We start from the raw sequence: 8,267 nt of genomic DNA on the forward strand, positions 1-8,267 counted from the left end.
CCGGGGGCCCACCCGCCGGCACCTACCGACAGGACATCAGGCATGCGCGACGAGTTCCGGGCCGAACTTCAGGCCGTCAACCACCTGCTGGTGGAGATGGCCGAGGGGGTACGGGAGGCGCTGCGGCAGGCGACCCGCGCCCTGCTCACCGCCGACCGCCGGGCGGCCGAGACGGTGATCGAGGGCGACGCCGAGATCGACGGGCGCTACCGGCAGGTGGAGGAGCGGGTCTGCGAGGTGCTGGCCCGCCAGGCCCCTGTCGCCTCCGACCTGCGTGCCATGATCACCGCGCTGCACGTCGCCGCTGACCTGGAACGGATGGGCGACCTGGCCGACCACGTCGCCAAGACCGCGCTACGCCGGCATCCGTCGCCGGCCGTCCCGGCGGAGCTGCGGCCGGTCTTCACCGACATGGCGGGCATCGCCGACCGGATGGCCGAGAAGATCGCTTCGGTGCTGGCCCACCCCGACGCCGAACTCGCCGCCGAACTGGACCGCGACGACGACGCCATGGACGAGCTGCACAAGGGTCTGTTCGGGGTACTGCTCGGCGCGGACTGGCCGTACGGCGTGGAGACCGCCATCGACGCCACCCTGCTCGGCCGCTTCTACGAGCGGTTCGCCGACCACGCGGTGAACAGCGCCGAACACGTCGTCTACCTCATCACCGGCGAACCGGTGTAAGGAAGGGCCCCCTGTTAACGCCTCGCGTATAGCAGGGGGCCCCTGTTAACAAAAAGCTCAGCGGCCCTGGTTGGCGACCGCGGCAGCAGCCTCCTTGGCCGCAACCGGGTCGAGGTAGGTGCCGCCGAGGGTCTGCGGACGCAGCAGCGGGTCCAGGTCGTAGCGCAGCGGGATCCCGGTGGGGATGTTCAGCTTCGCGATCGCCTCGTCGCTGATCTGGTCCAGGTGCTTGACCAGCGCGCGCAGCGAGTTGCCGTGTGCGGCCACCAGCACCGTCCGGCCCGCCAGGATGTCCGGCACGATCGAGTCGTACCAGTACGGCAGCATCCGCTCGACGACGTCCTTGAGGCACTCGGTACGCGGCATCAGCTCGGTCGGCAGCAACGCGTACCGCGGGTCGCCCACCTGGGACCACTCGTCGTCGTCGGCGATGGGTGGGGGCGGCGTGTCGTACGAACGGCGCCAGAGCATGAACTGCTCCTCGCCGTACTCGTCAAGGGTCTGCTTCTTGTTCTTGCCCTGGAGGGCGCCGTAGTGGCGCTCGTTGAGTCGCCACGACCGACGCACCGCGATCCAGTGCCGGTCCGCGGCGTTCAGCGCCAGTTCGGCGGTACGGATTGCGCGGCGCATCACGCTCGTGTGCACCACATCCGGCAGTAGGCCGTGCTCGCGCAGCAGCTCGCCGCCGCGGCGCGCCTCGTTCTCCCCCTTCTCGGTCAGGTCCACATCGACCCAGCCGGTGAAGAGGTTCTTGGCGTTCCAGTCGCTCTCGCCGTGTCGCAGCAGGACCAGCGTCCCGACGGTGGCTCCCTCGCTAGCTGTCATGCGGATCATCCTGCCGCAACCCGGGACCGGACGCGCGGGAAGGGTCGTGACGACCACCACGTGGAAAACGTGGTGACCCCGCTTCCGGCCCAGCACTAGGTTGTAAGGATCATCTAGCGAAAACAGTCATTACAGAATCGGGGGCGTAGGCGTGCGGGCGATGCGGGGCTGGTTCCGGGAGACCACAGGCGGCTTACCGAAGACCTTCTGGTATCTCTGGACCGGCAGCCTGATCAACCGGCTCGGCTCGTTCGTCCTCGTCTTCCTCGCCATCTACCTGACCCAGGAGCGTGGCTTCTCCGCCTCCCAGGCCGGCCTGGTGCTCGGCCTGTGGGGAGTAGGTGGCGCGGTCGGCACCACCGCCGGCGGCACGCTCGCCGACCGCTGGGGACGGCGACCCACACTGCTCACGGCCCACCTCGGCGCGGCGGCCATGATGCTCGCCCTCGGCTTCGCCCGGGACCTGTGGACGGTCGCGCTCGGCGCCCTGCTGCTCGGCCTGTTCGCCGAGTCGGCCCGACCCGCGTTCGGCGCCATGATGATCGACGTGGTGCCGGAGCGGGACCGGTTGCGCGCCTTCTCGCTGAACTACTGGGCGATCAACCTCGGCTTCGCCTGCGCCGCCGTGCTCGCCGGCTTCGCCGCCCAGGCGGGCTATCTGCTGCTCTTCGTGGTCAACGCGTCCACCACAGTGGTCACCGCGTTGATCATTTTCGTCAAGGTGCGGGAGACGCGTACGGTCACCGTCGCCACGCGGCACGGCGCCGCGCCCGCCGGAGCGCTGCGGACCATCCTCTCCGACCGGGTGTTCCTGGGCTTCGTGGCCCTGAACCTGCTCGGTGCGGTGGTCTTCCTCCAGCACATCTCGATGCTGCCGATCGCGATGGCCGACTCCGGCCTGAGCCCCGCCACCTACGGCGCGGTGATCGCGCTCAACGGCGTACTCATCGTCTTCGGTCAGTTGTTCGTGCCCCGGCTGATCCGTGGCCGCAGCCGATCCCACGTGCTCGCCCTGGCCTCGGTGGTGATGGGCGTCGGCTTCGGGCTCACCGCGTTCGCCGACGTCGCCTGGTTCTACGGGCTGACCGTGCTGATCTGGACCATCGGCGAGATGCTCAATTCCCCGTCCAACGCCACCCTCATCGCCGAACTCTCCCCCGGCGAACTGCGCGGCCGCTACCAGGGCGTCTTCTCGCTCTCCTGGCAGTTGGCCGGGGCGATCGCACCGATCCTCGGCGGGCTGGTGCGCGAGCAGGCAGGCAACGTCGCGCTCTGGTTCGGCTGCGCCGCGATCGGCGCGGTGATGGCGGTGGGCCACCTGCTCTCCGGGCCGGCACGGGAACGACGGGCGCTCGCGTTGCGGACCGCCGGGGCGGCACCGGTGGTCACGGTCCAGTCGACCGCACCGCAGCCGGCGGCACCCCAGGCGGCCGAGCCGGTCGCCACCAGCCAGGGATAGGCCGAACCCCGCCCGGCAACATCAGCGCGGGCGGGGTTGAGGAGTAGGACCGGCGGCGGCGGGCGACACTCACCCCCGTAAGCGACGCCCGCTCGCGCCGCCGGTCAAACAGGTGGGCCACCGTCCCCCAACGGTTTCGGTCCACCTGTCCCCACGCCCGGCCTGGTGTACGGATCTGATCGATCCACCGCTCCCCCGAACGGTTCCAAGCATGACGTGGTGCAATAAAGTTAGTTGGCCCATCACCAGCGATTCAACCTGGAAGGCTGTCTCGCCGGTCACAGCGCCGGGTCCGGCCCCGGGCTCGACGCGTCAGGCCCTCGTGCAGAACCAACAGTGCCTACCCGGCTGACATTCCCGCAAACCTCACGCGTCCTCGCGATCGGGCGATTCGGTGCGGAAGAAATTGCTCTGCCGGCCATCGCGCAGCTGTTCCTGATAGATCAGGTTCAGCCGCCGCAGGTCGAAGGTGTGGAACCACTCGTCCCAGCTGATCTCCTGGATCCGGCTGCTCTCCCGGTAGCCGGGAAAATTGAAGGTCAGCACACTGGCCCGACCGTCGCGCGCGGTCCCGGCGATCGTCGCCGGTTTGGCACCCCGGGCCCGGGCCCACTGCCGGATGACCTCGTGGTTGGTGGTCACCAGGCTACGGCCGGGGCGTTCCGGCCGGTCCTGCGGCGAGGAGATCACCTGCGACGACCGGGACGACCGTGCCGTCGACCGGCCGGTACGCACTCCCGCGCCACGCGCCGGCGCCGACTTCGCCGCCGTCCGCGACGGTGCCGACCTGGCCGGCTGGCGCGTCGTGGCACCGGCCCTGCGGGCAGACGCGCTTTTCGTCGTACGCCCGGCAGCCGAGCTGCGGGCCGCGGTGGCCTTCGGTGCGGCCTTCCGTGGCGCGGCCTTTCTGGCCCCGGTGGTGCTCTTCCGCGCGGCGCTCGTGGTGCTCTTCCGCGCGGCGGCTGTCGACTTGCGGGCGGTGCCGGTTGTCGCCTTCCGGCCCGGCGCGGCCCGCTTCGCCGGGGCTGCCTTCGCCCGGCCGGGGGCGGTCCGGCTCGACGCGGTACGACCCGACGCCGCCGCCCTGGCGCCGGACGCCTTGGTGGCGCTGGCCCGGCCGGCCGGGCCGCTGCTGCGTCGGGCTGCTCCACCCGACCGCAGCGTCTTCACCAGCGTCTTCACCAACTCCGGTTTACGCAGCGCGGAGATGCCGGAGACTCCGTACCTGCGTAGTTGGCCACGGATGTCGTCCACCCGCATCCGGGAGATCTCCGACTCGGAGATCCGCGGGGTGTTCGGGGTCTGATTGCCGCCCCGCCGTCTGGTCCTGGTCGCGGTCCCGCCGCGACCCGAGCTGTTCCGCTGAGCCATTGACGCTCACGCTCCTCGACACTCGGTCTCGGCGCGCGGCGGGTCCCAACGCCGCACCGCGCGGTGCCGCTTACCCCACCTGACGGCCCTGAATCACCTGGCTGGCACCAGTTCAGGGCTGATTGGTGCCGTCGGTCGAGGTGGCCCCGGGACCGGTGTCCACCGGCGGGCCCGTTTCGGAGGGTTCGAAGAGGTGCGCGAAGGCTGCCAGGTTCGCGGTGGATTCGCCCCGCTTGACCCGCCACTCCCACTCCCGGCGGATCGAACTGCCGAAGCCGATCTCCAGCATGGTGTCGAAGGACTCGTCGGCGTACGTGAGCACGGCACCCAGCAGCCGGTCCAGCTCGTCGCCGTCGACACCAGCGGGGTTGACCCGGCCGGTGAGGTAGACGTCCCCGACAGCGTCGATCGAGAACGACACGGCGTACATCCGGGCGTTGCGCTGCAGCAGCCAGGCCCACAGCTCCTCGCGCCGCTCGTCCGGCTGGCGCATCACGAACGCCTCGATCCGCAGGGCGTGCTCGCCGACGATCAGGTTGCAGATCGTCTTGAGTTTGTGAGTACCGGGCAGGGTCACGGCGTACGACCCCGGACCGGTGGACTCGCAGTCGAGCTGCCGCTCGGCGCAGACCGACTCGATCAGGGCACCCAGGTCATCAGTCATCTGATCGACTCTACGACCGCTGACGTCCCACCGCGCCCCGCCGCCCAGCCCGTCGGTGGAAGCCGCGCCGCTGGTGCGGAGCGACTGTTAACAGGGGGCCCTTCCTATACACGAGGCGTTAGCAGGGGGCCCCTCCTTGCACCTCACCAGGAGCGGGAGGTGGCGAGGGTGGAGGTGAGCTGGGTGAGGTGGGCGCGGTGGGCGGCGGTCGCCTCGCCGTAGACGGCGAGCAGGCCCTCGGCGGTCCGATGCCAGGAGAAGTTGCGAGCATGTTCGGCGGCCCCGATGGACAACTCGGCCCGGCGGGCCCGGTCGGGCAGCAGGCGGGCCAGCGCAGCAGCCCAGTCGAGGGGGTCGTGACCGCGTACCAGTACCCCGCTGATCTGGTCCCGGACGGCGGTCACCAGGCCACCGACGGCGGCGGCCACCACCGGCGTACCGCAGGCCTGAGCCTCCAGCGCGACCAGCCCGAATGACTCGTTGTACGACGGCACCGCGACCAGGTCGGCCGCCTGGTACAGCAGGGGCAGGTCGGTGCCGGTTCGCGGCGGCAGGAAACGCACCTGGTCGGTGATGCCGAGGGAGTCGGCAAGTTCGATGAGTGCGGTGGGCCGATCCAGTCCGCTGCCGCTGGGACCGCCGCAGATCACCACAGTCACCTCGCGGGCCAGTGCGGGATCCCGCTGGCGCAGGGCGGCGAGCGCGCGGATCAGCACGTCCGGTGCCTTCAGCGGCTGGATCCGGCCGACGAAGGCAACCAGGTGGCCGCTGCTGGGCAGACCGAGCCGGGCGCGGGCGGCGGCTGCGGCGGTGTCCCGGTCACCGGCGGCGGGGCGGAAGCGGTCCAGGTCCACGCCGGGTTCGACAACCGTCACCCGGGCCGGGTCGGCGTCGTAGCGCTCGATCAGGTCTCGTGCCTCGACCCGGGTGTTCGCCACCAGTCGGTCGGCCTCGGCGACCACCTGTTCCTCGCCGATCACCCGGGCCTTGGGTTCCGGCCGGTCCCCGACGGCGAGCCTGGCGTTCTTCACCTTGGCCAGGGTGTGTGCGGTGTGCACCAGGGGCACTCCCCAGCGTTCCTTGGCCAGCCAGCCGACCTGGCCGGAGAGCCAGTAGTGGGAGTGGATCAGGTCGTAGTACCCGGGCGGTCGGGCCGCCTCGGCCCGCAGCACGCCGGCGGTGAACGCGCAGAGCTGGGCGGGCAGTTCCTCCTTGGTCAGCCCTTCGAGGGGGCCGGCCATCACGTGCCGGACGTGCACCCCGGGGGCCACCTCGACAAGCGGCGGCAGATCGCCCGAGGTGGCCCGGGTGAAGATCTCCACCTCGACGTTCGCCTCGGCCAGCCGCCGGGCGACCTCCAGGATGTAGACGTTCATGCCGCCCGCGTCCCCGGTGCCCGGCTGGTGCAGGGGTGAGGTGTGCACGGAGAGCGTCGCGATCCGCCGGGGCCGCGGCCACGGAAGGGTGCCTCGCTGACGACCGACACCGGTGTGCTTTTCCGCCACGTCCGCTCCCTTTGCCACGGTTGATGCCCTCTGGCACGACCCGCGCGCTCCTGCGTCAACCTTCACGCTCGACCACATCTTCCCGATCGGCGGCGGGTAATACGTCAGTCGGCCCTCCGCACGTGACCGACCTCATCGGGTGGGTGTTGCCGGCATCCGGGCAGCGGAGGCGAGAATGGCCGGATGAGTCGTGTCGCCATCGTCACCGGAGCGTCCAGCGGGATCGGCGCCGCCACCGCCCGACGGCTCGCCGCGGAAGGCTTCCACGTGCTGGCCGCGGCCCGGCGTACCGACCGGTTGGCCGGCCTGGTCGCCGAGATCGCCGCGGCCGGCGGTGCCGCGACCGCGGTGGCCTGCGACGTCACCTCGGACGAGTCGGTGGCGGAGCTGGCGCGGGCCGCGCAGCAGGCACCCGGGCCGGTGAGCCTGCTGGTGAACAACGCCGGTGGGGCGCGCGGGCTGGACCCGATCGAGTCCGGCGCGGTGGGCGACTGGCAGTGGATGTACGACGTGAACGTGCTCGGCACGCTGCGGGTCACCCAGGCACTGCTGCCCGTGCTGGAGTCCTCCGGCGCCGGCACCGTCGTCATCGTCTCGTCGACCGCGGGTTTCACCGTGTACGAGGGTGGCGGCGGCTACACCGCCGCCAAGCACGCGCAGACCGCGATCGCCGGCACGTTGCGCCTGGAGCTGTGCGGACGTCCGATCCGGGTGATCGAGATCGACCCGGGCATGGTGAAGACCGACGAGTTCTCGCTGGTCCGCTTCGGCGGTGACGCCGACCGGGCCGAGTCGGTTTACGCGGGGGTGGCCGAGCCACTTGTCGCCGAGGACGTGGCCGACTGCATCGCCTGGTGCGCGACGCGTCCGCAGCACGTCAACGTGGACCGGCTGGTGGTCCGTCCGCTGGCTCAGGCCGCCCAGCACAAGGTGCACCGGGCGAGCTGAGGCCCGGGAGCGCGCGATGGCCAGAGCTGCCCGGCCGCTGGGCGTGCCGACCCGGGGCACCACGAATCCCAACCGGTTGCGTCGGATGGACAACTGGATCGTCGAGACCTGCGCCGACGTGCTGCGGGATGCGGTGGACCCGGTGGTGGTGGACCTCGGTTACGGCGCGACCCCGGTGACCGCTGTGGAACTGCGCGCCCGGCTCGCCGTGCGGGTCCGTGCCGACGTCCGGGTGGTCGGCCTGGAGATCGATCCGGTACGCGTCGCCGCCGCCCAGCCCGCCGCCGATCCGCCCGGCCTGACCTTCGCCCGGGGCGGGTTCGAGCTGGCCGGGCTGCGCCCGGCTCTGGTCCGCGCCGCCAACGTGCTGCGCCAGTACGACGAGGGCGAGGTGCCCGACGCCTGGGCCACGCTCACCGCGCGACTGGCCCCGGGGGGACTACTGGTGGAGGGCACCTGCGACGAGTTGGGTCGGCTCGGCGGCTGGGTGCTGCTCGACGCCGACGGACCCCGCTCGCTGACCCTGGCCGCCAGGCTGAGCACGCTGCGGAGCCCGGCCGAGTTGGCCGAGCGGCTACCCAAGGCCCTGATCCACCGCAACGTTCCCGGTGAACGGATCCACGACCTGATCGAGGCGTTGGATGACGCCTGGCGGGCCGCCGCCGGCTACGCCCCCTTCGGCCCCCGGCAACGCTGGCTGCACTCCGTGGCCGCCATCCGCGCTCAAGGTTGGCCCGTCCTCGACCGCCCGACCCGCTGGCGCCACGGCGAACTCACAGTCCCCTGGCCCACCATCGCCCCCCTCTGACAC

The 8,267-nt window shown here is 71.3% G+C and carries 8 protein-coding genes; 4 read left to right on the top strand and 4 right to left on the bottom strand.

All coding sequences use genetic code 11. The features are described from left to right. Window positions 1–42: 42 nt before the first annotated feature. A complete protein-coding gene (phoU, locus tag C1I93_RS09680) occupies window positions 43–684 on the top strand; it encodes a phosphate signaling complex protein PhoU (protein ID WP_111242896.1) in 642 nt (213 codons plus the stop codon). Window positions 685–741: 57 nt separating this feature from the next. Here phoU and C1I93_RS09685 read toward each other — a convergent pair whose 3' ends face one another. Further along, window positions 742–1,509: a phosphoglyceromutase gene (locus tag C1I93_RS09685; RefSeq protein WP_111242911.1), complete on the bottom strand. Its 768-nt coding sequence runs from the start codon at window positions 1,507–1,509 to the stop codon at window positions 742–744. 151 nt (window positions 1,510–1,660) lie between these two features. On the opposite strand from C1I93_RS09685, the gene C1I93_RS09690 reads away from it, so the two are divergent. Further along, window positions 1,661–2,968 carry an MDR family MFS transporter gene (locus C1I93_RS09690; protein ID WP_111242897.1) on the top strand — a complete coding sequence of 436 codons (1,308 nt, stop codon included), beginning with the start codon at window positions 1,661–1,663 and terminating at the stop codon, window positions 2,966–2,968. Between the two features lie 366 nt (window positions 2,969–3,334). On the opposite strand, the gene C1I93_RS32905 is transcribed toward C1I93_RS09690, so the two are convergent. The 3 genes from C1I93_RS32905 to mshA form a co-directional block, all read right to left on the bottom strand. Next, complete coding sequence (locus C1I93_RS32905) at window positions 3,335–4,228, bottom strand: hypothetical protein (protein ID WP_309148192.1); 894 nt, start codon at window positions 4,226–4,228, stop codon at window positions 3,335–3,337. 223 nt (window positions 4,229–4,451) lie between these two features. Continuing rightward, entirely contained in the window at window positions 4,452–5,003 is a 552-nt protein-coding gene (locus tag C1I93_RS09700; RefSeq protein WP_111242899.1) for a type III secretion system chaperone family protein, read from the bottom strand. 143 nt (window positions 5,004–5,146) lie between these two features. Then, a complete protein-coding gene (gene mshA / locus C1I93_RS09705; RefSeq protein ID WP_111242900.1) occupies window positions 5,147–6,508 on the bottom strand; it encodes a D-inositol-3-phosphate glycosyltransferase in 1,362 nt (453 codons plus the stop codon). 183 nt (window positions 6,509–6,691) lie between these two features. On the opposite strand from mshA, the gene C1I93_RS09710 reads away from it, so the two are divergent. Continuing rightward, the gene (locus tag C1I93_RS09710; RefSeq protein WP_111242901.1) at window positions 6,692–7,456 is read left to right on the top strand and encodes an SDR family NAD(P)-dependent oxidoreductase; all 765 of its coding nucleotides are present in this window, start codon (window positions 6,692–6,694) and stop codon (window positions 7,454–7,456) included. 16 nt (window positions 7,457–7,472) lie between these two features. Next, window positions 7,473–8,264, top strand: coding sequence for a class I SAM-dependent methyltransferase (locus tag C1I93_RS09715; RefSeq protein WP_111242902.1), 792 nt, complete (start codon window positions 7,473–7,475; stop codon window positions 8,262–8,264). The last annotated feature ends 3 nt before the right edge of the window (window positions 8,265–8,267 follow it).

Source organism: Micromonospora endophytica, from assembly GCF_003236305.1.
Taxonomy (GTDB): domain Bacteria; phylum Actinomycetota; class Actinomycetes; order Mycobacteriales; family Micromonosporaceae; genus Micromonospora; species Micromonospora endophytica.